26 protein-coding genes and 1 other RNA gene are annotated in these 25464 nt (G+C 59.6%); 17 read left to right on the forward strand and 10 right to left on the reverse strand.

Translation table 11 applies throughout. The features are described 5' to 3' along the window. The first annotated feature begins 94 nt into the window (after positions 1-94). Positions 95-1708, forward strand: a complete 1614-nt coding sequence (locus MMS95_RS05200; RefSeq protein ID WP_242141445.1) for a DUF2534 family protein — start codon at positions 95-97, stop codon at positions 1706-1708. A 55-nt stretch (positions 1709-1763) separates the two neighbouring features. Here the strand turns inward: MMS95_RS05200 and MMS95_RS05205 are convergent, their stop codons facing one another. Further along, positions 1764-2699, reverse strand: coding sequence for a LysR family transcriptional regulator (locus MMS95_RS05205; RefSeq protein ID WP_118892679.1), 936 nt, complete (start codon positions 2697-2699; stop codon positions 1764-1766). A gap of 135 nt (positions 2700-2834) precedes the next feature. On the opposite strand from MMS95_RS05205, the gene MMS95_RS05210 reads away from it, so the two are divergent. From MMS95_RS05210 to MMS95_RS05220, 3 genes are read left to right on the forward strand one after another with little or no spacing between them, the layout of a single operon-like run. After that, on the forward strand, positions 2835-3488 hold the full coding sequence (locus MMS95_RS05210; RefSeq protein ID WP_031300159.1) for a DUF3313 domain-containing protein: 654 nt from the start codon (positions 2835-2837) through the stop codon (positions 3486-3488). A gap of 38 nt (positions 3489-3526) precedes the next feature. Continuing rightward, positions 3527-3871, forward strand: a complete 345-nt coding sequence (locus tag MMS95_RS05215; protein ID WP_004929008.1) for a DUF3302 domain-containing protein — start codon at positions 3527-3529, stop codon at positions 3869-3871. A 9-nt stretch (positions 3872-3880) separates the two neighbouring features. Then, positions 3881-5017 carry an HlyD family secretion protein gene (locus tag MMS95_RS05220; RefSeq protein WP_041036389.1) on the forward strand — a complete coding sequence of 379 codons (1137 nt, stop codon included), beginning with the start codon at positions 3881-3883 and terminating at the stop codon, positions 5015-5017. Between the two features lie 134 nt (positions 5018-5151). Here MMS95_RS05220 and ssrA read toward each other — a convergent pair. Both ssrA and smpB read right to left on the reverse strand, forming a co-directional pair. Further along, positions 5152-5515, reverse strand: a transfer-messenger RNA (tmRNA) gene (gene ssrA / locus MMS95_RS05225). A gap of 49 nt (positions 5516-5564) precedes the next feature. Then, complete coding sequence (gene smpB / locus MMS95_RS05230) at positions 5565-6047, reverse strand: SsrA-binding protein SmpB (RefSeq protein WP_004929094.1); 483 nt, start codon at positions 6045-6047, stop codon at positions 5565-5567. Positions 6048-6208: 161 nt separating this feature from the next. On the opposite strand from smpB, the gene MMS95_RS05235 reads away from it, so the two are divergent. Continuing rightward, complete coding sequence (locus MMS95_RS05235) at positions 6209-6643, forward strand: type II toxin-antitoxin system RatA family toxin (RefSeq protein ID WP_004929096.1); 435 nt, start codon at positions 6209-6211, stop codon at positions 6641-6643. Continuing rightward, the gene (locus MMS95_RS05240) at positions 6636-6920 is read left to right on the forward strand and encodes an RnfH family protein (RefSeq protein ID WP_004929098.1); all 285 of its coding nucleotides are present in this window, start codon (positions 6636-6638) and stop codon (positions 6918-6920) included. Before MMS95_RS05235 ends, MMS95_RS05240 begins: the two co-directional genes overlap by 8 nt. 118 nt (positions 6921-7038) lie before the next feature. Here MMS95_RS05240 and bamE read toward each other — a convergent pair whose 3' ends face one another. The 3 genes from bamE to nadK form a co-directional block, all read right to left on the reverse strand. Then, complete coding sequence (gene bamE, locus MMS95_RS05245; protein WP_004929101.1) at positions 7039-7377, reverse strand: outer membrane protein assembly factor BamE; 339 nt, start codon at positions 7375-7377, stop codon at positions 7039-7041. A gap of 240 nt (positions 7378-7617) precedes the next feature. After that, positions 7618-9279, reverse strand: a complete 1662-nt coding sequence (gene recN, locus MMS95_RS05250) for a DNA repair protein RecN (RefSeq protein WP_049300034.1) — start codon at positions 9277-9279, stop codon at positions 7618-7620. An 86-nt stretch (positions 9280-9365) separates the two neighbouring features. Further along, positions 9366-10244 (reverse strand): NAD(+) kinase, encoded by an 879-nt coding sequence (gene nadK / locus MMS95_RS05255; RefSeq protein ID WP_004929107.1) that lies wholly within the window; start codon positions 10242-10244, stop codon positions 9366-9368. Positions 10245-10369: 125 nt separating this feature from the next. On the opposite strand from nadK, the gene grpE reads away from it, so the two are divergent. Further along, positions 10370-10954: a nucleotide exchange factor GrpE gene (gene grpE / locus MMS95_RS05260; protein WP_016929801.1), complete on the forward strand. Its 585-nt coding sequence runs from the start codon at positions 10370-10372 to the stop codon at positions 10952-10954. Positions 10955-11018: 64 nt separating this feature from the next. On the opposite strand, the gene ung is transcribed toward grpE, so the two are convergent. Next, positions 11019-11702 (reverse strand): uracil-DNA glycosylase, encoded by a 684-nt coding sequence (gene ung / locus MMS95_RS05265; RefSeq protein ID WP_099032722.1) that lies wholly within the window; start codon positions 11700-11702, stop codon positions 11019-11021. Positions 11703-12048: 346 nt separating this feature from the next. On the opposite strand from ung, the gene grcA reads away from it, so the two are divergent. From grcA to MMS95_RS05280, 3 genes are all read left to right on the forward strand, one after another. Beyond that, entirely contained in the window at positions 12049-12432 is a 384-nt protein-coding gene (gene grcA, locus MMS95_RS05270) for an autonomous glycyl radical cofactor GrcA (protein WP_004929114.1), read from the forward strand. A gap of 188 nt (positions 12433-12620) precedes the next feature. After that, complete coding sequence (locus MMS95_RS05275) at positions 12621-13583, forward strand: DUF2974 domain-containing protein (protein ID WP_156865762.1); 963 nt, start codon at positions 12621-12623, stop codon at positions 13581-13583. Next, the gene (locus MMS95_RS05280; RefSeq protein ID WP_242141446.1) at positions 13576-14331 is read left to right on the forward strand and encodes an ankyrin repeat domain-containing protein; all 756 of its coding nucleotides are present in this window, start codon (positions 13576-13578) and stop codon (positions 14329-14331) included. Before MMS95_RS05275 ends, MMS95_RS05280 begins: the two co-directional genes overlap by 8 nt. A gap of 52 nt (positions 14332-14383) precedes the next feature. Here MMS95_RS05280 and srmB read toward each other — a convergent pair whose 3' ends face one another. Next, positions 14384-15709 carry an ATP-dependent RNA helicase SrmB gene (gene srmB, locus MMS95_RS05285; protein ID WP_015378813.1) on the reverse strand — a complete coding sequence of 442 codons (1326 nt, stop codon included), beginning with the start codon at positions 15707-15709 and terminating at the stop codon, positions 14384-14386. 99 nt (positions 15710-15808) lie between these two features. Here srmB and MMS95_RS05290 point away from each other — a divergent pair, with 99 nt between their 5' ends. Continuing rightward, positions 15809-16588 (forward strand): methyltransferase, encoded by a 780-nt coding sequence (locus MMS95_RS05290; RefSeq protein ID WP_242141447.1) that lies wholly within the window; start codon positions 15809-15811, stop codon positions 16586-16588. Positions 16589-16626: 38 nt separating this feature from the next. On the opposite strand, the gene nadB is transcribed toward MMS95_RS05290, so the two are convergent. Further along, positions 16627-18228, reverse strand: a complete 1602-nt coding sequence (gene nadB, locus MMS95_RS05295; RefSeq protein WP_198525005.1) for an L-aspartate oxidase — start codon at positions 18226-18228, stop codon at positions 16627-16629. Between the two features lie 214 nt (positions 18229-18442). Between nadB and rpoE the strand changes: the two genes are divergently transcribed. From rpoE to rseC, 4 genes are read left to right on the forward strand one after another with little or no spacing between them, the layout of a single operon-like run. Continuing rightward, complete coding sequence (rpoE, locus tag MMS95_RS05300; RefSeq protein WP_004929136.1) at positions 18443-19018, forward strand: RNA polymerase sigma factor RpoE; 576 nt, start codon at positions 18443-18445, stop codon at positions 19016-19018. A 30-nt stretch (positions 19019-19048) separates the two neighbouring features. After that, positions 19049-19702, forward strand: coding sequence for an anti-sigma-E factor RseA (gene rseA / locus MMS95_RS05305; protein ID WP_015378809.1), 654 nt, complete (start codon positions 19049-19051; stop codon positions 19700-19702). Beyond that, complete coding sequence (gene rseB, locus MMS95_RS05310; protein WP_242141448.1) at positions 19702-20658, forward strand: sigma-E factor regulatory protein RseB; 957 nt, start codon at positions 19702-19704, stop codon at positions 20656-20658. The genes rseA and rseB overlap by 1 nt, the downstream gene beginning before the upstream one ends. Continuing rightward, positions 20658-21134 carry a SoxR-reducing system protein RseC gene (rseC, locus tag MMS95_RS05315; RefSeq protein ID WP_156865765.1) on the forward strand — a complete coding sequence of 159 codons (477 nt, stop codon included), beginning with the start codon at positions 20658-20660 and terminating at the stop codon, positions 21132-21134. Before rseB ends, rseC begins: the two co-directional genes overlap by 1 nt. Here rseC and MMS95_RS05320 read toward each other — a convergent pair. Further along, positions 21131-21967, reverse strand: coding sequence for a hypothetical protein (locus MMS95_RS05320; protein WP_015378807.1), 837 nt, complete (start codon positions 21965-21967; stop codon positions 21131-21133). The two genes, rseC and MMS95_RS05320, sit on opposite strands and share 4 nt — an antisense overlap. 519 nt (positions 21968-22486) lie before the next feature. Between MMS95_RS05320 and lepA the strand changes: the two genes are divergently transcribed. Together lepA and lepB are read left to right on the forward strand one after the other, a co-directional pair. Beyond that, on the forward strand, positions 22487-24286 hold the full coding sequence (gene lepA, locus MMS95_RS05325; protein ID WP_015378806.1) for a translation elongation factor 4: 1800 nt from the start codon (positions 22487-22489) through the stop codon (positions 24284-24286). Positions 24287-24318: 32 nt separating this feature from the next. Next, the gene (gene lepB, locus MMS95_RS05330; RefSeq protein ID WP_103086157.1) at positions 24319-25296 is read left to right on the forward strand and encodes a signal peptidase I; all 978 of its coding nucleotides are present in this window, start codon (positions 24319-24321) and stop codon (positions 25294-25296) included. Positions 25297-25464: the final 168 nt, after the last annotated feature.

Consider the following 25464-nt stretch of genomic DNA (forward strand, 5'->3'; position numbering starts at 1 on the left):
TGCGGACGGTTTGCCTGCGTGCACAGTTTGAAAAACGAGAAAGGCCATGTCTTCAATAACCAAAACTCCACCTGCCGCATCGCCGCGAGGCGCGATGCTGAACCTGATCAGACGGCTGCATTTTTATATCGGCCTGCTGGTTGCCCCTTTTATTCTGGCCGCCGCACTGACCGGCACGCTGTATGTGCTAACCCCGCAGCTTGAAGAGGCGCTGTATCGCGATGCGCTTTTCACCGAACCGCACGGACAGGCGAGATCGCTGGCCGACCAAATCGCCGCCGCCCGCCGCGTGGCGGGTGCCGAGACGCGCATTTACGCCGTGCGCCCGGCGCCCGGCGCGACGGATACCACGCGCGTGCAGTTCGTGAGTGCCGATCTGGGCGCTTCCGAGTCGCGCGCGCTGTTTGTCGATCCTTACACACTGGCGATCAAGGGCGACATGACGGTGTACGGCACCTCCGGCGTACTGCCGCTGCGCACCTGGCTGGATAAGCTGCACAGCAGCCTGCTGCTCGGCGATATGGGCCGCAATTACAGTGAGCTGGCGGCATCCTGGCTGTGGGTGGCCGCGCTGGGCGGCGTGGCGCTGTGGCTGGCGACGCGGCCGAAGCGCAAGCTGAAAAGGGTGAAAGGGGGCTTCGCCGCTAACCGCCATTGGCATATCACGCTGGGTGTGGCGCTGCTGGCCGGGCTGCTGTTCTTCTCGGCTACCGGGTTGACCTGGTCGCAGTGGGCCGGCGGCAACATCGACGCGCTGCGGGCCAACCTGGGCTGGCTGACGCCGCAGGTCAACGCCAGCCTGCAGGCCGATGCGCCGCAGACGCCGGCCGATCCGCACGCCGAGCACCGCGGGATGATGCCGGGCATGAAGATGAACCCTGCCGCACAGGCCAATGCGCTGAACGGCGATTGGGATCGGGCGCTGCACGCCGCGCGCGCCGCCGGGATCGATGCCGCCAAGATAGAGCTGCGCCAGCCGAAGGGCGAGGGCAAAGCCTGGACGGTGACCGAAGTGGATCGCAGCTGGCCAACGCAGGTGGACGCGGTCGCCATCGCGCCGCAAAGCTTCGCCGTCGTCGACCAGGTGCGGTTCGACACCTTCCCGCTCATCGCCAAGTTGACCCGCTGGGGCATCGACGCCCACATGGGTATTCTGTTCGGCTTGCCGAATCAGCTGCTGCTGGCGGCGTTTGGCCTTGGGCTGTGCCTGACGATCGTGTTGGGTTACCGCATGTGGTGGATCCGCCGCCCGGCGGCGGGTGCGCAGCATCCGGTGCATACGCTGGTCGCCGCCTGGCTGGCGCTTTCCCTGCCGTCGCGCGCCGTTACGCTGCTGGTGGCAGCGGCGCTGGGTTATTGTCTGCCGGTGATGGGCGTGAGCCTCGCGGCGTTGCTGCTGGTGGACGTAGGGCGCTGGCACGGCCAGCGGCAAGGCTTGCGGGACGAAACGCCGGAAGCGGCCGCCCGCCGCGCCGAGGTGCGCAAGTTCCGCGCGGCGGTGGCGACGGTGGCGGTAGCGGTCGGTTGCGTGATGGGCCGGGCGATCCTCGGCGGTACCGTCGAGCAATTTCAGCTGCCGATCGGCGCCTGGAGCGCCCAGATGGTGATCATGCAGAGCCTGATGGTGCTGCTGTATACGCTGGTGTTCACCCTGCTGCTTTCCATTCCGCTGTGGTATTTCTTCCTGGGGGAAAAAGAGGGGCGGTGAGGTATTTTGCGCCGATGTGAGGCGTTCAACCCCGTTGCGGCGGGGTTTTTCTTGGTTACATCAGCCGGTGTGCGTGCAGTTTGACGCTTTCCATGATGCTGTCCATCGTCACCTGCACGCGGTGCGGCAACACGCCTCGCCGGCGGTAGATCAGGTAGGCCTGCATATCGATGCCGCGTTCGCGTGCCAGGCAAGGCTGCAGCGTGCCGGCATCCAGCTCGGCGGCCACGGAATAATACGGGGCGTAGACGATGCCCAGGCCCTGTTTGGCCAGCTCGATCGCCGGCAGAATGTTATCGCAGACACTGGTGCCGTTGATCTCGACCTGCACCAACTCCCCCTGTGCATTGTAGCCGCTCCAGGTATTGCGGATGCCGCCCAGCATACGCAAGGTAATGCAGCGATGCTGCGACAGTTCATCCAGCTCCTTCAACGGCATGCGGGCGATGTAATCCGGCGCGGCGAACAGCCCGACGCGAAAACGGGTAAAGGGCCTGGCGATCAGGCTTTCGTTTTGCGGCTGAAAAAAGCTGATCAGCAAATCGCAGTCGCTGTCGAATACTGCGCCATATTTTTTCTCACGTTCGTCGGGGTTGCGGGTCACCAGATCGACAGTCAGCGCCGGCGCAGCGTGCAGCAGCGGCGGCAGCAAATAGCTGGCCAGGAAAGCGTGGATGCCTATCGGCGCGCCGAGCGTGACCACGCCGCTCATACTGCGCTTATAGGTGCCGGCCATATCGAGCAGATCGCTATGCTCGTTCAGCAACTGCGAGGCGCGGCGCAAGAATTGTTCGCCGAACTCGGTCAGTGACAACGTGCGCGGGCCGCGCAGGAACAGCTCCAGCCCGAGCCGCCGCTCCAGCGCGGTGAGGGCGCGCGACACATTGGACTGCGGCATATCCAACAGCTGCGCCGCTTTGCTGACGCTCGCCGTTTCAGCAATGACGCTTACAATCCTGAGCTCTTCAATACGGAAGTCTTTCTCTTTCACTGGCCGGCTCGTATGAGTATGTATATCAAAAATGATATACATCTTTGGCGGCATTGTCATATGACTTATCACGGGTGGATGGGTATCATTCGATTTGATTATTTGCTATCCACAAAAATAAAGAGAAATCCGTCAATGAAAGTAACAAGAACGGTGATTTTGCCTGCGCTGTTATTACTGGCCGCGTGCTCGTCCGCCGTGACCGAAAAAGAAAAATACTCGACCTTTCTGACCAATTATGACGATATCAATAAAGGTCAATCCGCGTCCGGCAAAGACGTTTTATATTGGAAAGATCAGAGCGTCGATTTTTCCCGTTATCAATATTTGGTTTATCAACCGATGATCTATTTCCCGCGGCCGAAACCGAGCGAAATGGTGAGTCAACGCGCGCTCGACAATATCCTGAATTACACCAACCAGCAGTTTAAGCAGGCGATGGGCACCCACTTTACGCTGGTGGACATGCCGCGCGAGCATACCCTGATTTTCCGCGGCGCCATCACAGCGATCGACACGCAGAAGAAAGGGCTGCAGGTCTATGAAGTCTTGCCAATCACGCTGCTGATCGCCGCGACGCAAAGCGTAACCGGGCACCGTACTATGGAGAGCGCGGTCTATATGGAAGGCGAGTTTATCGATGCGGCGACCAACCAGCCAGTGATTAAAGTGGTACGTAAGGCTTCGGGAGAAAATCTTAATAATGAGAAAGCACAGCTGAAAGTCACCGACGTGAAGAATGCCATCGATACCATCGCCAACGACATCAGACAATATAACACGCTATAGAGATTATTTATTTCCATTATTCTCAACCAGGACTTTACATGTTTCTTAACTATTTTGCGTTAGGCGTACTGATTGCGGTATTCCTGATATTATTCTACGGCGTCATTATTATTCATGACATTCCTTATTTGCTGGCGAAAAAGCGCCGGCACCCGCATCAGGATGCGATTCACGTTGCCGGTTGGGTCAGCCTGTTTACGCTGCACGCCATTTGGCCGCTGCTGTGGATCTGGGCGACGCTCTATCGGCCGGAACGTGGCTGGGGCATGAGTGAAAGGCCGGAATCCTCAACGGATCTGCAGGCGCGCATCGCACTGCTCGAAACCGAATTACAACGCCTGCAGGAAAAGCCGACGGCGGTTCCCGGCCCCACGGTAAGTTGAGCGTAGCCTATGGATTTGCTCATTATTCTCAGCTACGTGGCGCTGAGCTACGGCGTATTTAAACTGTTCCGCATTCCGGTCAACAAATGGACCGTGCCGACCGCTGTGCTCGGCGGGATCGTTATCGTCGGCGCGCTGATTCTGACGATGAACTACAACCATCCGTACAGCGATCGGGCGCAGAAAATAGCCGTTTCTGTGCCGATGGTGCCGCAGGTCTCGGGCATGATCGTTGAGGTGACGGAGAAAACCAACGTGCTGCTGCGCAAAGGCGAGGTGCTGTTCCGGCTCGACGACAGCCGCTACCGCGCGCGGCTCACCAGGCTGGAGGCTGACTTGGCCGGAGCAGAGGCGGAGATCAGAACGCGCCGGGCGGCGCTCAGCGAGTCCGCTGCCAACGTGCAGCGGGCGAACGCGGAATACGAGCGTGCCCGTAAGGATTACCAGCGCTACGCGAAAGGGGCGGCCATGCCGGTCAATCCGTTTTCGGAGCAGGACGTCAGCCATGCGCAGCAACAGTACCAGGCGCAATCCGCCGCACTGCAGGCGGCGAAAGCCCAGTTCCAACAGGAACAGGCTCGGTTGTCCGGGCGCTATGACGGCGAAGACGCCACGATAGCCAGCCTGAAATCGCAAATAGCCGAAGCGCGTTACAACCTGGAACAAACGGTGGTGCGTGCGCCGAGCGATGGCTATGTCACGCAGGTGCTGGCACGGCCGGGCACGGCGGCGGTTCGCTTGCCGTTCAAACCGGTGATGATCTTTATCCCGCAGCAAAAGCGCCAGGTGGTGGCGGTATTCCGCCAGAACGCCATCTTGCGCTTGGCGCAGGGGGATCAGGCTGAGGTGGTGTTTAACGGCTTGCCGGGACAGGTTTATGGCGGCACCGTGAGCCGGGTGTTGCCGGCGATACCGGACGGCAGCTACCAGGCCAGTGGCGCACTGCAGGGCCTGAGCGCCACGCCGGGCCGGGAAGGGGTGTACGTAATGATCGATCTGGCAGCCAACCCGGATCTGGCTCACTTGCCCGACGGCGTGAGCGCCCAAGCGGCGGTCTATACCGGGCACTTCGAGCACGTCTCCGTGATGCGCAAAGTGCTGCTGCGCATGACCAGCTGGCTGCATTACCTCTATCTGGATCACTAGCCCGCATTGGCCCGGAACAGCCCGGGCCAAGGGGCGAGCCTTCGGAATACGACAAAAACAAAAAAGCCCGCAACCGAAGTTGTGGGCTTTTTCGCTATTATCGCCGGGTCTATCTGGTTCACTGGCGACGTATTTGGTGGAGCTGGGGGGATTTGAACCCCCGTCCGAAATTACTACACCGTCGGCACTACATGCTTAGTCCAATCTTTACATTCGCCGGCCAGCTGCGGATGGACACGCTACTGACAGACTAGCCTGATTGAGTTTAACGCTTCAGCCCCAGGCAGGACGTCCACGCGATCTCTTTTGGGTTTGACCTCTCTTGATCCCCGTCCTAAGAGCGGAGGCTAGGGAGAGAGGGCTCTAAGCAGGGTATTAAGCTGCTAAAGCGTAGTTTTCGTCGTTTGCGACTATTTTTTTGCGGCTTTTTACGAGGCCAACCGCCCCTCGGCATGCTCCTAGGGCTTCGCAAATCCCGTCGAATCCAGAATCAGCCCCAAGTAACTTTGTGCAGTATACCAGAAGTTTACCTCGATAAGCCAGCGGCTTAACGATTGGCGTGCTTCATGATACGGGCTTTCGCCGTCTGCCATTCGCGATCTTTGATGTCATCGCGTTTGTCGTGCTCTTTCTTGCCTTTGGCTACGCCGATCTTGATCTTGCTCCAAGCATTTTTCCAATACAGGGACAAGGCCACCACGGTGTAACCTTCGCGGTTGACGCGGCCGAGCAGGGTGTCCAGCTCGCGCCGGTTCAGCAGCAGTTTACGGGTACGCGTCGGATCGCACACCACATGCGACGAAGCCACGTTGAGCGGGGTGATGGTGGCGCCAAACAGGTAGGCTTCACCGTCACGGAACGTCACGTAGCTGTCGCTGAGGTTGGCTTTGCCTGCACGCAGCGATTTAACTTCCCACCCTTGCAGCGACAGGCCCGCCTCGAACTCTTCTTCAATGAAGTATTCGAAACGCGCGCGCTTGTTTTGGGCAATGGTGGCGGAACCGGGTTTGTGTGCTTTTTTCTTTGTCATAGTGCGTTCATTATACTGGATGCTTCAGCGAAAGAAATCCTTTCCCGTTCAGCACCTGCGCAATTTTTCGCATTTTTGGTGCCCTCATCCCGTAGCAGATTTTTTGTTTGCCGCCAGATAAATGGTATTATCTGTACGTTTTATGTCTTACAGGAAATGATATGCCCCAGATCAGTCGGTCTGCATTAGTGCCGTTCAGCGCCGAGCAGATGTATCAGTTGGTTAACGATGTTCATTCTTACCCCGATTTTCTGCCAGGCTGCACCGGCAGCCGGGTGCTTAACGCTACCTCCAACGAGATGACCGCCGCGGTGGACGTCGCCAAGGCCGGTATCAGCAAGACCTTCACCACGCGCAATACGCTGCTGGATAACCAGAGCATCAATATGCAGCTGGTTGATGGCCCGTTCCGCAAGCTGATGGGCGGCTGGCAGTTCACACCGCTGAGCGAAGAGGCCTGCAAGGTGGAGCTGCACCTGGACTTCGAGTTCACCAACAAACTGATTGAGCTGGCGTTCGGCAAGGTGTTCAAAGAGCTGGCGGGCAGCATGGTGCAGGCATTCACCCAGCGGGCGAAAGAGGTCTACAGTGTCTGACATTCAGGTCGAGGTGGTGTACGCCTTGCCGGAGCGTCAGTACCTGCGCAAGGTGAAACTGGCCGAGGGCAGCAGCGTTGAGCAGGCGATCCAGGCTTCGGGCCTGCTAGAGCTGCGCCAGGATATCGATCTCAAGAGCAACAAAATCGGTATCTACAGCCGCCCGGCCAAGCTGGGCGACACGCTGAACGACGGTGACCGGGTGGAGATCTACCGGCCCTTGATAGCCGATCCGAAAGAGCTGCGCCGGCAACGGGCAGAAAAGGCAAAAAAATAAGGCGCTTATAGCGCCTTATTTTTTTATCTGAAGCTGACTTTTTCTTCCGCGTTGCAGCCTGCGACTGTCATGAGGAACATCATGCCCCCTCATGGGCCGGAAGAGCGGGCGGCACCAATTACTTGGTCAGCGCCGGTTTGTTCTGGATATCGGTCAACACGCCTGCGCTGTCGAAGGTCAGCGTCAGCGTCTGCTGGGTGATGTCTTCATGGCCAGGCTGCTGACGGAACACATAGAACCACGTCTGAGTCCCGAACGGGTCTTGCAGCATTGGGGTGCCCAATGTGTAAGCGACCTGTTGTTGGGTCATCCCTTTTTGAATTTTCGCCACGTCGGTCGACGTCAGGTAGTTCCCCTGGTTGATGTCAGGACGATAAACCACCTTTTCAAAAGTAGAACAGCCTGCAGTCAGCATCACAAGAACTACAGCGGCGGCAGTCAGCGTTTTACAGCGCATAGTAATCACATTCCTTTAGGGCATAGGATGCCGATGATAATAGACCTTGCGGCAGTTGGAAACCTTTATACCCTTCATCTTTCACGTTGCGACGCATTGGCTTTCCTTTAGCACCTCAAGCGCTTGGCCTTTTTCAGGCCGTTGAGATGGCTTTGGATCACCGCCGCGCCGCACTTTAGATATTTCTCGGGCCAACAGCGTCACTGTCAGACCGCAGGAAAGTGAAAAAGTTGAGCTTTTTTATGCGGCCAGCAGTTCTTTGGCGTTCGCCAGCGTATTGCGGGTGACTTCGCTGCCGCCGAGCAGGCGCGCCAGCTCCTGCAGCCGGGCGCGTTTATCCAGCGGCGCCATCTGGGTTTCGGTAACCGTGCCGTCGGTCTGCTTGCTGACGAACAGGTGCTGATGCCCGCATCCGGCCACCTGCGGCAGGTGGGTGACGCACATCACCTGGGTGGATTCGCCGAGCTGGCGCAGCAGGCGGCCGACGATGGCGGCGGTTGGGCCGCTGATGCCCACGTCCACCTCATCGAAGATCAGCGCCGGGGTTTCCATCTTACGGGCGGTGATCACCTGAATGGCCAGCGCGATGCGCGACAGCTCGCCGCCGGAGGCGACCTTCGCCAGCGGCTGCAGCGGTTGCCCCGGGTTGGTGGAGACGCAGAACTCGGTACGGCTGGCCCCTTCGGCGCTCAGATGCTGCGGTTCGAAGCGCACGTCGATGTTGAATTTGCCGTGCGGCATGGAGAGCGCCTGCATGCTGTCGGTGATGAGCGTGGTCAGCTCGGCGGCGTAGTGCAGGCGTTTCTGGTGCAGCTCTTCCGCCAGCGCCAGCGCCTGCTGGTGATGCAGGGTGACCGCTTCGTTCAGGTGTTCATGGTCGCTTTCCTGTTGAGACAGCAACTGCTGTTCATCCAGCAACTGCTGATGCAGCTGCGGCAGCTCCTCCGGCGCGACCTGATGTTTGCGCGCCAGGCTGATTTGGCGCGACAGGCGTTGTTCCAGCTCGTGCAGGCGGTTGGGATCGAGATCCATGCGATCGGCGTAATGGCGCAGCTCGTCGCTGGCTTCGCTGATCTGGATAGAGGCCTCTTCCAGCATGTCCAGCAGGCCGCTGAGCTTATCGTCCAGCCCGGCCAGTTCAAGCAGCAGGTGTTTGGCGCTGTAAAGCTGGCTGAGCATGTTGTTCTCGTCGCTGTCGGCCAGCAGCTGCAACGCTTGCTGGCTGAGGGTCAGCAGCTGGCCGCTGTTGGCCAGGCGCTTGTACTCGGCGTCGGTCTGCTCGAACTCGCCGGCCTGCGGCGCGAATTCGTTCAGCTCTTTCAATTGGTATTGCAGCAGTTGCTTGCGCGCTTCGCGTTCGATGGACTGCTGCTGATGGTGCGCCAGTTCGCGGCAGCTCTGGTGCCAGCGCTGGTAGGCCTGGCTCATCGCCGCCAGCAGGGCGGGCTCGTCGGCGTAGGCGTCGAGCAGCGCTTTTTGGTGCTCCGGCTTGAGCAGCAGCTGATGGGCGTGTTGACCGTGGATTTGAATCAGGCGTTGCCCCAGCTCGCGCAGCTGCGACAGCGGCACGGCGGTGCCGTTGATAAAGCCGCGCGAACGGCCGTCGGCGTTGATCACCCGCCGCAGCAGGCATTCGTTGCTGTCGTCCAGCTGGTTCTGCTCCAGCCATTCGCGCGCGGACGGGGTGTCCGCCAGCGAGAAGCGGGCGCAGATATCGGCGCGGGCGGCTCCCAGGCGCACCACGTTGCCGTCGGCGCGGTTGCCGAGGCACAGCCCCAGCGCATCGATAGCGATGGATTTGCCGGCGCCGGTTTCACCGGTGATCGCCGTCATGCCCGGTTGAAAATCGATTTCCAACTCACGAACGATAGCAAAGTTGCTGATGGTTAATTGCGCCAGCATGGGAACCTTCCTGTGTATAAACACATAACTGTAGTTTCATACAGTATAAACTGGTTTTATATACAGTAAAGTGGCCGACGCAGATTTTAGAACAATTTTTTCGACCAGCCCAACTTGGTGCTTAACGTGTTGAAATAGCTGTAGTCCTTCGGGTGAATCAGGTTCAGATGGAAGTTGCTGCGGCGGATCAGCACTTCTTCGCCTTCCTGGATCGGCAGCGCGATCTGGCTGTCGCAGCTGATCTCCAGATCGCTGCCGATCTGCGAAAACTTCAGGCGGATGGTGCTGTCGCCGTTGATCACCAGCGGCCGGGCGGAGAGGGTATGCGGGAACATCGGCACCAGCGCGATCGCCTCCAGCGACGGGGTGAGGATCGGCCCGCCGGCGGAGAGCGAGTAGGCGGTGGAACCGGTCGGGGTGGCGATGATCAGGCCGTCGGAGCGCTGTGAGAAGGCGAAGCGATCGTCGATGTACACCTCGAATTCGATCATGTGCGCCACTTTGCCGGGGTGCAGCACCACCTCGTTGATGGCGGTGCTGATGCGGCACTGCTGGTGCTCTTTATGCACGATGGTTTCCAACAGGAAACGCTGTTCGTCGATGTACTCGCCTTCCAGTACGTCCGCCAGCTGCTGCAGAGCGTTGTCGGGATCGAGATCGGTAAGGAAGCCGAGGTTGCCGCGGTTGACTCCGATCACCTTGATGTCGTAGCGTGCCAGCACGCGCGCGGCGCCGAGCATGTTGCCGTCGCCGCCGACCACCACCGCCAGGTCGGCCCGCTGGCCGATATCCGCCAGGCTGCCGGTCACGGCGTCTTTCAGCCCCAAATCATGGGCGATTTGGCGTTCTACCATCACCGAATAGCCGCGGGCGACCAGCCAGTGGAACAGCATCTCGTGGGTTGCCAGCGCTGAAGGGTGACGCGGGTGGCCAACAATGCCAATACAGGCGAATTTTTTATTCATTTGCTGTGATTTTCCTCACCGGGACCCGTTTATGCCCCACATTGTGACCGGTTGACTTGAAACCCCGGTTTTGATCCCCATAATAAGCCAAGTTGCGAGATTAATGCTAAAACGCGGAGATATTCATGAGTAGTAAAGAACAGAAGACGCCAAACGAGCAAGTCTCGGAAGAAATGGAACAACACGCTCATCACGAGGATACGCTGCCGGAAGCGGCGGAAGGCGTCGATCTGCGCGATGCGCGTATCGCCGAACTGGAAGCCCAACTGGCGGAAGCTCAGCAGCAAGAGCGCGACAGCCTGCTGCGCGCCAAAGCGGAAGCGGAAAACATCCGTCGCCGCGCCGAACTGGACGTCGAGAAAGCGCACAAGTTCGCCCTGGAGAAATTCTCTGGCGATCTGCTGCCGGTGATCGACAACCTGGAGCGCGCGCTGGATCTGGCGGATAAAAACAATCCGGAACTGGCCGCGATGATTGAAGGTATCGAGCTGACGCTGAAATCGCTGCTGGACGTGGTGCGCAAGTATGGCATCGAAATCGTCGGCGACGTCAACGTGCCGTTCAACCCGGAAGTGCATCAGGCGATGAGCATGATGGAATCCGCCGATCACCAGCCGAACCACGTGATGATGGTGATGCAGAAAGGCTATACGCTGAACGGCCGCCTGCTGCGCCCGGCGATGGTCGCGGTCTCCAAGGCCAAGGCGTAATCGCCCCGGCAACGATATAACGATATAAAGAAAGGCACCCAAGGGTGCCTTTTTTGTCTCTGGGCTACGCCTGCGGCAGGCGCGGCATCCAGTCGATCGGCGTGAGCCCTTGCTGCTTCAGCAGCTGATTGGCCTGCGAGAAGTGGCGGCAGCCGAGGAAACCGCGGTGGGCGGAAAGCGGCGATGGGTGTGGCGCTTTCAGCACATGGTGGCGGTTGCGGTCGATAAAGTTGCCTTTCTTCTGCGCGTGCGAGCCCCACAGCAGGAACACCACGCCTTCGCGGTTCTCGTTCAGGGCGGCGATCACTTTATCGGTAAAGGTTTCCCAGCCCAAATTGGCGTGCGAGTGCGCGCGGCCGCCTTCCACCGTCAGCACGGTGTTGAGCAGCAGCACCCCCTGTTCGGCCCAGCTTTGCAGGTAACCATGATCCGGGCGTTCGAAACCGGGAATGTCGGTCGCCAGCTCTTTATACATGTTCACCAGCGACGGCGGCGCCGGCACGCCGGGGCGCACCGAGAAAGAGAGACCGTGCGCCTGATTGGGGCCGTGGTAGGGATCCTGGCCGAGGATGACGACTTTGACGTCCGCCAGCTCGGTAAAGCGGAACGCGTTGAACACGTCTTTCTGCGGTGGATAAATGGTCTTACCGGCCTGGCGCTCAGCGGCAACAAAGGCGAGCGTTTCAACAAAATAGGGCTGCTCTTTCTCTTTGCCGATCACGTCATGCCAGGTGAGGGAGGTGGCCATAAACGCTCTCCTTTGTTTTCTTTAGCAATTCATGGGCTATAGCTTACCGTGTCGGCCCGCGCAGCGAAACCCGCTTTTCATTTCTCGCCGCCGTTTGCAATGCAATTATTTTTGAAAATTTACAAAAATAATTGTTTTTTAGCGCGACGGGAAAATTGATATAAAACATAAATTTGCCCCTTCACGCCCTGTGCCTACCCGGTAAAAATTGACTTTAATCAAAGAACTGGCCCGGTCAGGCTGGTATACAGAACAACAAGACAACAATGGTTTTACCAAATGGCCGAAACCAGGATTGGGTTTTCTCACGATGTGAATTTTTACGCCCTTGTACGGAGGCAACATAATGATTACCGGTATTCAAATTACCAAAGCGAACGACCAGGCGCTGGTGAACTCTTTCTGGCTGCTGGACGATGAAAAAGCGGAAGCTCGCTGCGTGTGCGCCAAGGCCAACTACGCGGAAGATCAGGTTGTCGCAGTCAGCGACCTGGGCCAGATCGAATACCGTGAAGTGCCGCTGGAAATGCAGCCGACCGTGCGTGTGGAAGGCGGTCAGCACTTGAACGTCAACGTGCTGCGCCGTGAAACGCTGGAAGACGCGGTCAAGCATCCGGAAAAATACCCGCAGCTGACCATCCGCGTGTCCGGTTATGCGGTGCGTTTCAATTCCCTGACGCCGGAACAACAGCGCGACGTTATCGCCCGCACCTTTACCGAAAGCCTGTAATCGGCGGCGCAATCGTAGTAATGAGGGAGCTTCGGCTCCCTTTTTTGTGTTTGGCGGCCGAAAACGGAATGCGGATCACATTCTGCACAAAGATAAACATTCCTGATACAGAACTCATCCGACCTGCCGATAGCTAAGTCAGTACCTATTCAGGTGCTCAATAAAAAGTCTATCGACAAGGAGTCGGCATGAGTATGCCTTTAAGTTTTACCTCTGCAGTATCTCCGGTGGCCGCGATCCCTACACCTCGCGCCATCGCCGAGACGGCACCGGCGGCGCAGCCCGCAGCCGCGCCGGCAAATCCGGCGCCGGTGGCCACCTCCTCTCAGAACACGCTCAATGCGCAGAACCTGTTGAATACGTTGGTCGGCGATCTCTCCGCAGCGGCGCCGACGGCGGCGGCAGTGCCAGGCGTGACCCGGGGGCAGCAATCGCAAGAGGGCGATTATGCGTTGGCGCTGTTGGCCAAGGACGTTTACTCGCTGAACGGCCAGGGCGCCGCCGGGTTCAACCGCCTGAGCGACAGCGCGCTGCTCGGTTTCGGCATCGATCCCGCCAGCCTGCACGACGCGGGCAGCGGTTTCCAGGCCGGGGTTTACAGCAACGACAAGCAGTATGTGTTGGCGTTCGCCGGCACCAACGACTGGCGCGACTGGCTGAGCAACGTGCGGCAGGCGACGGGTTATGATGATGTGCAGTACAATCAGGCGGTTGCCGCCGCCAAAAGCGCCAAGGCGGCCTTCGGCGATGCGCTGGTGATCGCCGGCCATTCGCTCGGCGGCGGTCTGGCGGCCACGGCGGCGCTGGCGACCGGCACCGTCGCGGTCACCTTCAATGCGGCCGGGGTGTCGGATTACACCCTGAATCGCCTGGGTATCGATCCGGCGGCGGCGAAGAAAGATGCCGAAGCCGGCGGCATCCGTCGTTACAGCGAGCAATATGACATGCTGACCAGCACCCAGGAGTCGACTTCGCTGATCCCGGACGCCATTGGCCACAACATCACCTTGGCCAACAGCGATACCCTGACCGGTATCGATGACTGGCGGCCGAGCAAACATCTCGATCGCAGCCTGACGGCGCACGGCATCGACAAGGTGATAAGCTCGATGGCGGAACAAAAGCCGTGGGAGGCGAAGGCCAATGCCTGAAGGGCGTCGCTTGCGGCGGGCGCTGGCGATAGCCTTACTGGCGCTGGTCGCGGTGACCGGTTTACTGATGATGGCTAAGGAGCAACAGATGGGGCAGGAGATTTCGCCGTTTGACGGCCGCAGCAATCTGGCGCTGGCTCAGGCGGTGGCGCGTGGCGATACGCAGGGTATCCGTGCACAGGCCACGCAGGATCGTTTGCGCGAACGGGGCGATCGGCAGGTCACGCTGTTGCAGTGGGCGGTGCTTTCGCAGCAGCCGGCCAGCGTGCAGGCGTTGCTGGATCTCGGCACCGATGCGGCGGCGGCGGGGCTGGACGGCAACAGTGCGCTGCACACCGCAGCGATATTGCACGATGCGCAGTACCTGCGGTTGCTGCTGGCCAAGGTTAAGCAGGTGAACGTTCGCAATGCCGTTACCGGCGCCACACCGCTTGCGGCGGCGGTGCTGGCCGGGCGTGAGGAACAGCTGCGGCTGCTGCTGGCGGCCGGGGCGGACACCACCCTGAGCGATCGGCTGGGGGATACCCCGCTGCATCTGGCGGCGAAGATTAATGCACCGCATCTGGCGCTGTTGCTGTTGCAGGCCGGGGCCGATGCCCGGGCGCGCAATCAGCAGGGTTTTGCGTTCCAGTTTTATTTCTCGCAAACGCCGGCGCATTTGCAGAATGACGAGCTGAAGGCGCAGTTCCGCGAGCTGGATAAATGGCTGCAGGGGCACCGCCTGGCCACGCATTACGCGCAGCAGTAAACGCCCATAAAAAAACCGCCTGCACAGGCGGTTTTTTCTTGAACAGTGGCGGTTATTGCGCGTCGCCGGCCGGTTTGGCCTTCGCCTGACGGCGTTTGCCGACGTTTTTGGCGTCGCGATGGCGCACTTTCACCTTGTTGGCTTTTTCTTTGCTTTTCGCTTTTTCTTCCGCGCGTTTGGCCAGCACTTTCTTCGACGGTTTACCGTTGCTCTTCTCGTTTGGCACCTTGGTTTTCGGCCGCAGTTCGTCGATCACGCGCGCTTTCAGCGGCTCGTTCAGGTAACGGCCCACTTTGCCCAGCAGCAGATGGTCGTGCGCTTCCACCAGTGAAATGGCGGTGCCTTTGCGCCCGGCGCGGCCGGTACGGCCGATACGGTGCAGGTAGGTGTCCGCCGTGCGCGGCATGTCGAAGTTGAATACGTGGGTGATATCGAGGATATCCAGGCCGCGCGCGGCAACGTCGGTGGCCACCAGCACGTTAACCCGGCCATCCATCATGCGTTTGACCGCTTCGTTGCGTTTGGCCTGCACCATTTCGCCTTCGAGATAGCAGGTGTTGATGCCCGCTTCGCGCAGCCAGGTGGCCAGTTCGTGCACGCGCTCGCGCTTGCGCACGAAGATCACCGATTTTTGCACGTCCGGCTGTTTCAGCAGGTGGATCAGCAGCGCGGTTTTGTGCTGCACGTCATCTGCGCGGTAGTACCACTGCAGGATCTTTTTGCGTTCGCGGCGCGACGGGTCGGCTTCCACTTCCACCGGCTCTTTCAGGATGCGCTCGGCGAATTCGCGGATCGCTTCGCCTTCCAGCGTGGCGGAGAACAGCAGCGTTTGGTTGCGCCAGCGGGTTTCGGCGGAGATGGTTTCGATGTCCTGCGCGAAGCCCATGTCAAGCATGCGGTCGGCTTCGTCGAGGATCAGGGTTTCCACCGCGCGGCAGTCGAAGTTCTCTTCTTTAATGTATTGCAGCAAACGGCCGGTGGTGGCGACCACCACGTCCTGGTTTTCGCTGAACACTTCCGCGTGGTTCATGTAAGCGACGCCGCCGGTGATGGTGGCGATATCCAGCGAGGTATGAGCAGCCAATTCACGCGCCTGGTCGGCGACCTGCATCGCCAGTTCACGCGTTGGCGTCAGGATCAGCACGCGCGGCGGGCCGGATTTCTTGCGTGGAAAGTCCAGCAGGTGCTGCAACACGGGCAGCAGGAAGGCGGCGGTTTTGCCGGTGCCGGTCGGAGCCGAACCTAAGACGTCGCGCCCGTCCATCGCCGGCGGGATCGCAGCGGCCTGAATGGCAGTGGGGCGATCGTAGCCTTTGTCGCGCAGCGCGTCGATCAGGCGATCATCGAGTTCGAGTTCGGAAAAAGTGGTTGCTGTCATGGTCTACCTCTACTTGGGGCGCCGATTATAGACGGGTTGGCCGCGATCTTCACCTATTTAAGCGGAAAGCCGCTCTTTTCCCGCCGATCAGATTGCCTTATGCTACGCCAGTTTTATAGCCAGGTGGTGAGTGTGAGCAAGCGATCGAAAGCCGATTTTACCCCGCGTCGCGGGGGGTTTACCTTTAAACAATTCTTTGTCGCCCACGATCGTTGCGCCATGAAAGTGGGCACCGACGGGGTGTTGCTCGGCGCCTGGGCGCCGGTGGGGCAGGCGCGCCGGGTGCTGGACATCGGCAGCGGCAGCGGGCTGATCGCGCTGATGCTGGCGCAGCGCAGCGGCGACGAGGTGACCGTCGACGCGGTGGAACTGGACGAAGCCGCCGCCGGCCAGGCGCGCGAAAACGCGGCGGAATCGCCGTGGCCGCAGCGCATCCGCGTGCATGCGCAGGATATTCACCATTATGCGCAGCAGCATGCCGCTGAGTATGATCTGATCGTCAGCAATCCGCCTTATTTTGAGCCGGCGGTGGCCTGCCGCGATCAGGCGCGCCACAACGCGCGCTACACCGAAACCCTGACGCACGACGCGCTGTTGGCCTGCGCGGCGCAGCTGCTGGTGGAGCAAGGAACGTTTTGCGTGGTGCTGCCGCACGACATAGGCGCCGAATTTGAACGCCTGGCGCAGCAAAGCGGCTGGCACACGGCGGCGAAAGTGAACGTCAGCGATCGGGCCGATACGCCGCGGCACCGGGTGCTGCTGGCGCTGACGCGTAAGGAAACGCCGCTGCGGGAGCAGGCGCTGGCGATCAAACAGGCCGACGGCGGCTATACCGACGATTTCCGCCGGTTGATCGCCGACTTCTATCTGTTCTACTGAAAGGAAAAGGGCGCCGATAAGGCACCCTGTCGCATGGTTTAAGGCTGCAAAATGGTCGGCTGCGCTTCCGGCAGCAAATCCGGGTAGTCCAGCGTGTAGTGCAGGCCGCGGCTCTCTTTGCGCGCCATGGCGCTGCGCACGATAAGTTCGGCCACCTGCACCAGATTGCGCAGCTCCAGCAGGTTATTGGAGATGCGGAAGTGGGCGTAGTACTCGTCGATTTCCGCTTGCAGCGTGTTGATGCGGCGCAGGGCGCGCTCCAGCCGCTTGGTGGTGCGCACGATGCCGACGTAATCCCACATGAACAGCCGCAGCTCGTGCCAGTTGTGCTGGATCACCACCCGTTCGTCCGCATCGTCCACCCGGCTTTCATCCCAGTGCGGCACCTGTTTGGCCTGCTGGATGAACGGCAGGCGCTGCAGAATGTCTTCCGCCGCCGACCAACCGTAAACCAGACACTCCAGCAGCGAATTCGACGCCATGCGATTGGCACCGTGCAGGCCGGTGTAGCTGACCTCGCCGATGGCGTACAGCCCGTCGAGATCGGTGCGGCCGTGCTGATCGACCATCACGCCGCCGCAGGTGTAGTGCGCCGCCGGGACGATAGGGATCGCTTGCCGAGTCAGATCGAAGCCCAGCGTCAGCAGCTTTTCGTGGATCATCGGGAAGTGCTGGGTGATGAATTCCGCCGGCTTGTGGCTGATGTCCAGGTACATGCAGTCGGCGCCCAGGCGCTTCATTTCATGGTCGATGGCGCGGGCGACGATATCGCGCGGAGCCAGTTCGCCGCGCGGGTCGAAATCCGGCATAAAGCGGCTACCGTCCGGGCGCTTCAGGTAAGCCCCTTCGCCGCGCAGCGCTTCGGTCAGCAGGAAGTTGCGCGCCTGCGGGTGGAACAGGCAGGTCGGGTGGAACTGGTTGAACTCCAGGTTGGCGACCCGGCAGCCGGCGCGCCAGGCCATGGCGATGCCGTCGCCGGAGGAGATGTCCGGGTTGGTGGTGTATTGGTATACCTTGGCCGCGCCGCCGGTCGCCAGCACCACCGTTTTGGCGCGGTAGGTTTCCACCCGCTCCAGCTCGCGGTTCCAGACGTAAGCGCCCACCACTCGGCGGGTGCCCGGCAGGCCGATTTTGTTCGAGGTAATAAGGTCAACCGCGTTGCGGCGTTCCATCACGCAAATATTGGGGTGAGCGCTTGCTTTCCCCACCAGCGTGGTCTCTACTTCCTTACCGGTAGCGTCCGCGGCGTGCAAGATGCGGCGATGGCTGTGGCCGCCTTCGCGCGTGAGGTGATAATGCGCCTCGCCCTGCGCGTTGACCTCGGTGTCGAACAGCACGCCCTGATCGATCAGCCATTGCACGCAGTGGCGCGCGTTGCCGGCGATGAATTCGACGGCCTCTTTGTCGCACAGACCGGCGCCGGCAATCAAAGTGTCATCAACGTGTGAGGCAATGCTGTCCGTCTCATCGAACACCGCGGCGATCCCGCCCTGGGCGTAAAAGGTGGCTCCCTCGCTGAGCGGCCCCTTGCTGAGAACGGTAACCTTGCAATGCTGCGCCAGGCGCAGCGCCAGTGACAGGCCCGCAGCGCCGCTGCCGACGATCAGTACATCGCTAACATGTTCAGATGATGGTTGCATAACGTATGATGTGTGCAGAAGAAGAGTGAATTTCATGTTAGCCTAACTGTCCTGGCAAAAGCCACGGATAGGGTGACATCAACAGAAAAAACAATGGCGATATGGAACTTCGTGTTCTATATGAACTCCAAGCGAGTGCTTGCTCAGGAAAATAATGTATGGCTGGCAGTACAATTTTACGCGTGGAGACGGATTTGGGGAGAGTTTACCTCGGATGAGCGAGCAGTTAACGGATCAAGTTCTGGTCGAGCGGGTCCAAAAGGGCGACCAGAAGTCGTTTAACCTACTGGTAGTGCGCTATCAGCATAAGGTGGCGAGTCTCGTTTCCCGCTATGTGCCGCAGGGCGATGTGCCCGATGTGGTGCAGGAGTCGTTTATCAAGGCCTATCGCGCACTGGAATCGTTCCGTGGCGACAGCGCTTTTTATACCTGGTTGTATCGAATCGCCGTGAACACGGCAAAGAATTATCTGGTTGCTCAGGGGCGCCGTCCGCCATCCAGTGATGTGGACGCCAACGATGCGGAAAATTACGAAAGTGCGGGCGCACTGAAAGAAATTTCGAACCCTGAGAACTTAATGTTGTCAGAAGAGCTGAGACAGATAGTTTTCCGTACCATAGAGTCTCTCCCTGAGGATCTTCGCATGGCGATTACCCTGCGGGAGTTGGATGGTCTAAGCTACGAAGAAATAGCCGCCATCATGGATTGCCCGGTCGGAACCGTACGTTCGCGTATTTTCCGCGCCCGGGAAGCTATCGATAATAAAGTTCAACCGCTGATCCAGCGTTAGCAATGGCGGGCACAGGAAGGGTACTTAGGCATGCAGAAAGAAAAGCTTTCCGCTCTGATGGATGGTGAATCGTTCGACAGCGAGCTGTTGAGTTCTCTGTCGCAAGATCGAACGCTTCAACAAAGCTGGCAGAGCTATCACCTGATACGTGACACACTGCGAGGTGATGTCGGACAAGTGATGCATCTCGACATCGCCGATCGCGTCGCCGCTGCACTTGAGAAAGAACCCGCCCGGCTGGTGCCTTCCGCCGTTCAGGAATCTCAGCCGCAGCCTCACACTTGGCAGAAAATGCCGTTCTGGGACAAAGTGCGTCCTTGGGCGAGCCAGATTACGCAAATCGGCATGGCGGCCTGCGTGTCGCTGGCGGTGATCGTCGGCGTGCAGCACTACAACCAGCCTTCTGCAACATCGAACGCGTCCGAATCGCCGGCCTTCACCACGCTGCCGATCATGGGGCAGGCCTCGCCGGTCAGCCTGGGCGTTCCTGCCGACAGTTTCTCCACCGGCAGCGGCCAACAGCAGCAGGTGCAGGAACAGCGCAAGCGCATCAACGCCATGCTGCAGGACTATGAACTGCAACGTCGCCTGCATTCGGATCAGCTGCAGCTTGAGCAAGGCAACCCGCAACAGGCTGCCATTCAGGTTCCCGGAACTCAGTCTTTAGGAATGCAACAGCAGTAATGAAGCAAATCTGGTTCTCCGTTTGTTTATTGACGGGCAGCCTGCTCTATTCCAGCATCGCCCCGGCGCAGCCAACTGCGTCCGGGGCGTTATTGCAACAGATGAGCAGCGCCAGCCGTTCTCTCAATTACGAGCTCGCCTACATCAGCGTCAGCAAGCAGGGAATCGAGTCGTTGCGCTATCGCCATGCGGTGATCGGCAACGTGCCGCTCGGCCAGCTGCTGCATATGGATGGCCCGCGCCGCGAAGTGTTGCAGCGCGGCGGCGGGATCAGCTACTTCGAACCCGGTCTGGAGCCGTTCACGCTCACTGGCGATCACATCGTCGATGCGCTGCCGGCGATCGTTTATGCCGATTTCACCCGTCTGGCGAAGTATTACGACTTCATCTCCGTGGGCAGCACCCGCATCGCCGATCGGCCGTGTGAAGTGCTGCGCGTGGTGGCGCGCGACGGTTCCCGCTACAGCTACATCGTCTGGATGGACGAAGACACCAAGCTGCCGCTGCGGGTGGATCTGCTCGATCGCGACGGCGAAACGCTGGAGCAATATCGGGTGATCTCCTTTGCGGTCGGCACCGAGGTGCAGGGCGCGATGCAGGGGCTGCTCAAGGCCAACCTGCCGCCGCTGCTGTCGCTGCCGGCGGTGGAAAATGTCCAGCTCAGCTGGAGCACCGGCTGGCTGCCGGCCGGCGTGGACGAGGTGGCGCGCAATCGCCGCAAATTGCCGAACGTCGCCGTGCCGGTGGAATCCCGGCTCTACAGCGACGGCCTGTTCAGCTTCTCGGTCAACGTCAGCCCGGCGGGCAGCGGCGCCGGGCAGCAGTACTACCGTCAGGGGCGCCGCACCATTCAGACCGAAGTGCGCGCGGGCAACGAAATCACGATTGTGGGCGAATTGCCGCCGGCGACGGCCAAGCGCATCGCCGACAGCATTTCTTTCAAGGTATCGCCGTAATGATGAAAGAGTGGGCCACGGTGGTTTCGTGGCAACAGGGCGTAGCGCTGCTGCGCTGTGAACCCAAGGCCGGCTGCGGCAGTTGCACTGCGCGCTCCGGCTGTGGCGCGCGTGCGCTGAACGAGCTGGTGCCGGAAACCGAGCATCAGCTGCAGGTACATATCGATCAGCCGCTCGAACCGGGGCAGCGCGTCGAGGTCGGCATCGCGGAAGGCAGCCTGCTGCGCTCCGCCATGCTGGTTTACCTGACGCCGCTGCTGGGTATGATGCTGGGCGGCGCGTTGCTGCAATATTGTTTCGGCAGCGACGCCTCGGCGGCAGTTGGCGCCGTGTTGGGCGGCGGCGTGGCCTTTATGCTGGCTCGCCGCTTGGCCCGACGTCTGGGCGAGCAGGCGGATTACCAGCCGGTGGTGCTGCAAATTGGGTTGCCGCCTACCGCGATACGCATGCAGGCGGAAAACTCCCCGCTGATTTAAACCGATGGCCGCGTCATCGCCGGGTTGTGATAGGCGGGGATGCGGTTGTGGATCATATGCTCCAACAGCGCGATGAATAGATCGGCGCTGAGCAGCGAATCGTAGTTAATCGCGAACAGCACATTTCCCTGGCCGTCGAATAAGCGGATGCCGCGCTGCGGATGATTTTCCAACGCGCGGATCTGTTCGATAGGCACGTTTCCCCGTTCCGTCGTCAGCAGGGTGGCGCTCAGCCGCAGCGTTTCGGTCGGCGTGCCTTGCTGCTTGCCGAGCAGCAACTGCCACAGCCAGCGCGCGTCGCCCTCTATGGTGTGAAACGACACCGTTCCCCCCTGATAGAGCGCATTCAGCGCCAGCGGCCCGCGCTGCTGCAGCTGTTGGTCGACGATCACGTCCGCCAATCGCCACGAGTGGGCGACGTTGCTGAAAACCGTGCACCAAGGCTGATCTGCACCGGCGCGGAACGCCGTAACGTCAAACAGCCCGCCAAAAGCCTGGCCGCCGCGAAAGCGATAGATGTCGCCGATCTTCTCAAACGGGATAAAACGCTCTTTGTGATGGTGGCTGTCAAAGACCCGCACGCCGTGCTCGTACAGACGATAGGTCAGCGTCGGACGCAGATAATGCCGCAGCGCCAGCAGCGTACAGCCGAGTAAAATCGTGCCCGCGCCGGCTTGCAACAGCGTGATGACCTGGCTCTCGTCAATGCTGCTCAGCAGCGGCAGCACCAACAGCGCCGCCCCCACGCTAAACAGCAGCGCCGCCGCCGCCAGTATGCCCCAGTTGACCTTTGAAAAATCGTGCCGGCTCAGCATTTGCCCTTTATCGATCATAATGCACCTTCCAATCAACGTACGCAGATATGCTGGTGAACCCCGGTGGGCTGCCGATGTAGTGCCCTGAATAATGTTTTGTCGCGGAGCTCATGCCCTTTCTATCCGAGGGACGGTGGTGGCGTATATGGGGTTTTTCCTAAAGGAAGTGGGGCAAAATGGAATTCTAAGAGGTTGATCCAAATATTCTTTTTTTATAATTTCGGAGAGGGTTTATTGCGCTGTGGCCGGTTATGTATTAGCGCCGAAGTTTGACGGCCACGAAGCACCGGCAAGCCTTGGGTTCAGGCCGCATCGTCCGCGTTAACATCTGTTTTCACCCGCCGGGGCGCCCTGTAACATTTAGCGGCGCATAATAGAATGCCTTCACTGCACCGATCGCTAGGTTTTCAGTGGTGTGGCATGTAGAATGCAGCGATTCAGGTGCAAGACGGCCTCACCCATTCACTGTCGCTTTAGGTCCATGCGGGTTTCTATAGGCGAGTAATTCAGAAATACCAAGGCAGAAAAACTTTTATAATGAAGCATATACGAAATTTCTCCATTATTGCCCATATTGACCACGGTAAGTCGACGCTGTCTGACCGCATTATCCAAATCTGCGGTGGCTTGACCGACCGTGAAATGGCTGCGCAGGTGCTCGATTCCATGGATCTGGAGCGCGAGCGCGGCATCACCATCAAGGCGCAGAGCGTGACGCTGGATTATAAAGCGCAGGATGGGCAGACCTATCAGCTTAACTTTATCGACACTCCCGGCCACGTTGACTTCTCCTATGAAGTTTCCCGCTCGCTGGCGGCCTGCGAAGGCGCGCTGCTGGTGGTGGATGCCGGCCAGGGCGTAGAAGCCCAGACGCTGGCCAACTGCTACACAGCGATCGAAATGGATCTGGAAGTGGTACCGGTGTTGAATAAAATCGACCTGCCGGCCGCCGATCCGGATCGCGCCGCGCAGGAAATCGAAGACATCGTCGGCATCGACGCCACCGATGCCGTGCGCTGCTCGGCCAAAACCGGCGTCGGCGTGCCCGACGTGCTGGAGCGCCTGGTGCGCGACATTCCTGCGCCGCAGGGCGATCCGGATGCGCCGCTGCAGGCGCTGATCATCGACTCCTGGTTCGATAATTACCTGGGCGTCGTGTCGCTGGTGCGCGTCAAGAACGGCACGCTGCGCAAGGGCGACAAGATCAAGGTCATGAGCACCGGCCAGGTGTATAACGCCGATCGTTTGGGCATCTTCACGCCGAAGCAGGTCGATCGCGACGTGCTGAACTGCGGCGAAGTGGGCTGGCTGGTCTGTGCGATCAAAGACATCCTCGGCGCGCCGGTGGGCGATACCCTGACGCAGGCGCGTCAGCCGGCGGATAAAGCGTTGCCGGGCTTCAAGAAAGTGAAGCCGCAGGTGTACGCCGGTCTGTTCCCGATCAGCTCCGACGACTATGAATCTTTCCGCGATGCGCTGGGCAAGCTGAGCCTTAACGACGCCTCCCTGTTCTACGAACCGGAGAGCTCCACCGCGTTGGGCTTCGGCTTCCGCTGCGGCTTCCTCGGTCTGCTGCACATGGAGATCATTCAGGAGCGTCTGGAGCGTGAATACGATCTGGATCTGATCACCACCGCGCCGACGGTAGTCTATGAAGTGGAAACCACCGGCAAGGAAGTGATCTACGTCGACAGCCCATCCAAGCTGCCGCCGTTGAACAACATCCAGGAACTGCGCGAGCCGATCGCCGAATGTCACATGCTGATGCCGCAGGAATACCTGGGCAACGTCATCACCCTGTGCGTTGAGAAGCGCGGCGTGCAGACCAACATGGTCTACCACGGCAACCAGGTGGCGCTGACTTATGAAATCCCGATGGCGGAAGTGGTGCTCGACTTCTTCGACCGCCTGAAGTCCACGTCGCGCGGTTATGCGTCGCTGGATTACAACTTCAAGCGCTTCCAGGCCTCCGACATGGTGCGCGTGGACGTGCTGATCAACAACGAGCGCGTGGATGCGCTGGCGCTGATCACTCACCGCGACAACTCGCAGTACCGCGGCCGTGAATTGGTGGAGAAGATGAAAGATCTGATCCCGCGTCAGCAGTTCGACATCGCGATTCAGGCGGCGATCGGCACGCACATCATCGCGCGCTCCACCGTGAAGCAGCTGCGTAAAAACGTGCTGGCGAAATGCTACGGCGGTGACGTCAGCCGTAAGAAAAAGCTGCTGCAGAAACAGAAAGACGGTAAGAAGCGCATGAAGCAGGTCGGCAACGTCGAGCTGCCACAGGAAGCGTTCCTGGCCATTCTGCACGTCGGTAAAGACGGCAAGTAACCGCGACGAGTTCGCGAAACGAGGGAGTTTGCATGGCGAATATGTTTGCCCTGATCCTGGCGTTGGCCACCCTGGTCACCGGGATCATCTGGTGCTTCGAGCGCTTTAAATGGGCGCCGGCCCGCCGCGCGAAGATTGCGGCGGTCAACGCACAGACCGCGGGCGCCGTAGACGATAAAACGCTGGCGAAAGTGGCGAAGCAGCCAGGCTGGGTGGAGACCGGCGCATCGGTCTTCCCGGTGTTGCTGCTGGTGTTTGTGGTGCGTTCGTTTATTTACGAACCGTTCCAGATCCCGTCCGGCTCAATGATGCCGACGCTGTTGATTGGCGATTTCATTCTGGTGGAGAAATATGCCTACGGCATTAAAGATCCGATTACCCAGACGACGCTCATTGAAACCGGCCATCCGAAGCGTGGTGATATTGCGGTATTTAAATATCCGCTGGATCCGAAACTGGATTATATCAAGCGCGTGATTGGCCTGCCGGGTGACCGTATTACTTACGATCCGGTGAATAAGCGCGTCACGGTGCAGCCGTCCTGCAACAGCGGGCAGTCCTGTGATACCGCGCTGGCCGTGACCTACGACGATGCGCAGCCGAGCGACTTCGTGCAGCTGTTCAGCCGCAGCGGCATGGGCGAGGCCAGCAACGGCTTCTACCAGATCCCGCTGAACGATAACGTGCCGTCGGGCGGCATTCGCATGCGTGAGCGCCAGGAAAGCCTCGGCAACGTCACGCACCGCATCCTGACCGTGCCGGACGCGCAGGATCGGGTGGGCGCTTACTACCAACAGCCGGGCAAACCGTTGGCGGAGTGGGTGGTGCCGGCCGGGCATTACTTCATGATGGGCGACAACCGTGACAACAGCGCGGACAGCCGTTACTGGGGCTTTGTGCCGGAGAAGAATCTGGTGGGCAAAGCCACGGCCATCTGGATGAGCTTTGAAAAACAGGAAGGCGAGTGGCCTACCGGCGTGCGTTTCAGCCGGATCGGCGGCATTCATTAATCGCTGATTTATTCCCTGTCAATTTCACGCCGCAGCCTACTGCGGCGTGAAAGATTAAGAGGATATAAACACAGCATTATGTTTCCACTCGTTGTAGAATACCTTCTCGAGCGATAAAAGTTGGCTCCTGCTGGGAGCCACTGCAAACGAAACAGCTTTGGATCGGCT

This window comes from Serratia sp. PGPR-27, from assembly GCF_022678525.1.
Lineage (GTDB): Bacteria > Pseudomonadota > Gammaproteobacteria > Enterobacterales > Enterobacteriaceae > Serratia > Serratia nematodiphila.

What these genes read in the sequence shown, in the direction of transcription:
- MMS95_RS05220 (WP_041036389.1), top strand. Translation starts at nt 3,881, where the DNA reads ATGGATTTGCTCATTATTCTCAGCTACGTGGCGCTGAGCTACGGCGTA.
- nadK (WP_004929107.1), bottom strand. Translation starts at nt 10,244, where the DNA reads ATGAATAAAAAATTCGCCTGTATTGGCATTGTTGGCCACCCGCGTCAC.
- ung (WP_099032722.1), bottom strand. Translation starts at nt 11,702, where the DNA reads ATGGCCACCTCCCTCACCTGGCATGACGTGATCGGCAAAGAGAAAGAG.
- rseB (WP_242141448.1), top strand. Translation starts at nt 19,702, where the DNA reads ATGAAGCAAATCTGGTTCTCCGTTTGTTTATTGACGGGCAGCCTGCTC.
- rpoE (WP_004929136.1), top strand. Translation starts at nt 18,443, where the DNA reads ATGAGCGAGCAGTTAACGGATCAAGTTCTGGTCGAGCGGGTCCAAAAG.
- rseA (WP_015378809.1), top strand. Translation starts at nt 19,049, where the DNA reads ATGCAGAAAGAAAAGCTTTCCGCTCTGATGGATGGTGAATCGTTCGAC.
- srmB (WP_015378813.1), bottom strand. Translation starts at nt 15,709, where the DNA reads ATGACAGCAACCACTTTTTCCGAACTCGAACTCGATGATCGCCTGATC.
- bamE (WP_004929101.1), bottom strand. Translation starts at nt 7,377, where the DNA reads ATGCGCTGTAAAACGCTGACTGCCGCCGCTGTAGTTCTTGTGATGCTG.
- rseC (WP_156865765.1), top strand. Translation starts at nt 20,658, where the DNA reads ATGATGAAAGAGTGGGCCACGGTGGTTTCGTGGCAACAGGGCGTAGCG.
- lepA (WP_015378806.1), top strand. Translation starts at nt 22,487, where the DNA reads ATGAAGCATATACGAAATTTCTCCATTATTGCCCATATTGACCACGGT.
- MMS95_RS05200 (WP_242141445.1), top strand. Translation starts at nt 95, where the DNA reads ATGCTGAACCTGATCAGACGGCTGCATTTTTATATCGGCCTGCTGGTT.
- MMS95_RS05215 (WP_004929008.1), top strand. Translation starts at nt 3,527, where the DNA reads ATGTTTCTTAACTATTTTGCGTTAGGCGTACTGATTGCGGTATTCCTG.
- grpE (WP_016929801.1), top strand. Translation starts at nt 10,370, where the DNA reads ATGAGTAGTAAAGAACAGAAGACGCCAAACGAGCAAGTCTCGGAAGAA.
- nadB (WP_198525005.1), bottom strand. Translation starts at nt 18,228, where the DNA reads ATGCAACCATCATCTGAACATGTTAGCGATGTACTGATCGTCGGCAGC.
- grcA (WP_004929114.1), top strand. Translation starts at nt 12,049, where the DNA reads ATGATTACCGGTATTCAAATTACCAAAGCGAACGACCAGGCGCTGGTG.
- lepB (WP_103086157.1), top strand. Translation starts at nt 24,319, where the DNA reads ATGGCGAATATGTTTGCCCTGATCCTGGCGTTGGCCACCCTGGTCACC.
- MMS95_RS05275 (WP_156865762.1), top strand. Translation starts at nt 12,621, where the DNA reads ATGAGTATGCCTTTAAGTTTTACCTCTGCAGTATCTCCGGTGGCCGCG.
- MMS95_RS05235 (WP_004929096.1), top strand. Translation starts at nt 6,209, where the DNA reads ATGCCCCAGATCAGTCGGTCTGCATTAGTGCCGTTCAGCGCCGAGCAG.
- recN (WP_049300034.1), bottom strand. Translation starts at nt 9,279, where the DNA reads ATGCTGGCGCAATTAACCATCAGCAACTTTGCTATCGTTCGTGAGTTG.
- MMS95_RS05320 (WP_015378807.1), bottom strand. Translation starts at nt 21,967, where the DNA reads ATGATCGATAAAGGGCAAATGCTGAGCCGGCACGATTTTTCAAAGGTC.
- MMS95_RS05280 (WP_242141446.1), top strand. Translation starts at nt 13,576, where the DNA reads ATGCCTGAAGGGCGTCGCTTGCGGCGGGCGCTGGCGATAGCCTTACTG.
- MMS95_RS05290 (WP_242141447.1), top strand. Translation starts at nt 15,809, where the DNA reads ATGCTACGCCAGTTTTATAGCCAGGTGGTGAGTGTGAGCAAGCGATCG.
- MMS95_RS05210 (WP_031300159.1), top strand. Translation starts at nt 2,835, where the DNA reads ATGAAAGTAACAAGAACGGTGATTTTGCCTGCGCTGTTATTACTGGCC.
- smpB (WP_004929094.1), bottom strand. Translation starts at nt 6,047, where the DNA reads ATGACAAAGAAAAAAGCACACAAACCCGGTTCCGCCACCATTGCCCAA.